Here is a 1568-nt window from a genome sequence, read left to right as displayed (position 1 = left end):
GCGCCAGCCCGTCTTCCGTCAGCTTCGCGCGTGAGTCGTTGGTTAATGCCCTTACGAATAATAAGGGGCGAAGATAATTATGCTTCCCGCTTCATCGGGCTGCTGTGTGAAAAAGAACCGCAGCTGAAAACAGCACAACAACTGGCACTGGACTTCTACCGGCTCCTGAAAACCAAAAACAAGCCACAGCTAAGCAGGTGGTTCACTCATGTCAGCGAAAGCGGACCAGTTAAGCTTCAGCGTGTTGCAGCCGGGATGGAAGGTGATACAGCAGCAATATGTGGAGCCCATAACCAGCAAATGGAGTAACGGTGTAGTACCAGCGGTTTAAGCGGGAAAGCGTGAAGCGTTTTTTTTTCATTGTTATTGCCACCATAAGAGTCATCCGGACTGATTGATTCAACCTGATTTAGGAATATTCTGAATTATCAGTATGCGCGACGAGCACTTTAGTCAGCAAAATAAATATATTTGGAGCATAAAAACCGGACTGAGAGCAGTCCGGTTTGGATTATCAGTGCTGCAAGCGTTAACGCGGCAGCACGGGGCAAATTAGCGACTACGGAAGACAATGCGACCTCTGCTCAGGTCGTAAGGGGTCAGCTCTACAGTGACTTTGTCGCCCGTCAGGATGCGGATATAGTTTTTACGCATTTTACCGGAGATATGAGCGGTAACCACGTGACCGTTTTCCAATTCAACGCGAAACATGGTGTTAGGTAACGTATCGAGTACGGTACCCTGCATTTCAATATTGTCTTCTTTGGCCATCGAATCCTCTAGGTGGACTACCTTAGTTTTAAACCGGCAAGATAATGCCGAATTTTACGTATTAAGTAAAGAATTGTGGATGAATTCACCCGCATCAACCCCTCTAAAGCGCAAAGCACTGCAGAAAAGTCCAGTAGCAACCCTGTTTTGCGACTAATTCGGCATGATTTCCCTGTTCGATGATTTCGCTGCTGTCCATAACGCAAATTTGGTTAAAATGTGCTAGGCCGCGCAGGCGGTGGATGACTATAATGAGCGTTTTATTTTGCGCCACTTGGCGCAGGAGCGCGAGGATCTGCTGTTCAGTTTCCGCATCCAGCCCTTAGGTCGGCTCATCCAGCAGCATCAGATCGCCGCCGTACAGCAGCGCACGCGCCAGTCTTAGGCGGCGCAGTTCACTACCGGACAGCTGACGGTCGCCTTCACCGAGCTAGGCGTTCATGGTTAGGAGATTGAATCGCCTCTTCTGAGAGCGCCCAACCATGAATGTCAGAACGAACTATCCCTTTGATGCGGCGCTCGTGCGTAGGTTTAAGTATGAAAATGCAGTTTTTGTCGTGTTTTTGACCGGAAAGCCATTTTTCAGGCACACTAATCCGGCTCAGGCATCCGCAACCATCGCTTTTTCTCCATTCCACGCAACCTTTCCGACAGTCATGCCATCGCCTGCGTTCCTGCCTGAGCGCCGGCAAAACGCAGTCGGCCCTTGCACAGGATGCACTGGTACGGGTCGGTACCCAGGAAGCCCTTCATCAGCACCGCAAATCCCGGCTTCTCCGGCTTTTTCTGCGGCGTCA

1 protein-coding gene and 3 pseudogenes are annotated in these 1568 nt (G+C 50.3%); 1 reads left to right on the top strand and 3 read right to left on the bottom strand.

The features are described from left to right. A pseudogene (locus BBW68_RS00640) lies at positions 1–319 on the top strand (ISL3 family transposase); the annotation flags it as partial. Between the two features lie 233 nt (positions 320–552). Here the strand turns inward: BBW68_RS00640 and infA are convergent. The 3 genes and pseudogenes from infA to BBW68_RS20410 form a co-directional block, all read right to left on the bottom strand. Next, positions 553–771, bottom strand: coding sequence for a translation initiation factor IF-1 (gene infA, locus BBW68_RS00635; RefSeq protein ID WP_070133576.1), 219 nt, complete (start codon positions 769–771; stop codon positions 553–555). Between the two features lie 103 nt (positions 772–874). Then, positions 875–1201: pseudogene (locus BBW68_RS15270) on the bottom strand (heme ABC transporter ATP-binding protein/permease CydC); the annotation flags it as partial. Between the two features lie 227 nt (positions 1202–1428). Next, positions 1429–1568: pseudogene (locus BBW68_RS20410) on the bottom strand (IS91 family transposase); the annotation flags it as partial.

The organism is Candidatus Erwinia dacicola, assembly GCF_001756855.1.
GTDB classification, from domain to species: domain Bacteria; phylum Pseudomonadota; class Gammaproteobacteria; order Enterobacterales; family Enterobacteriaceae; genus Erwinia; species Erwinia dacicola.
The sequence above is the reverse complement of the archived record's forward strand: the minus strand, read 5'-3'. Positions and strand labels throughout refer to the sequence as shown.

Bases quoted from the DNA above. Each gene is read 5' to 3' on its own strand.
- infA (WP_070133576.1), bottom strand. From the start codon at position 771: ATGGCCAAAGAAGACAATATTGAAATGCAGGGTACCGTACTCGATACG.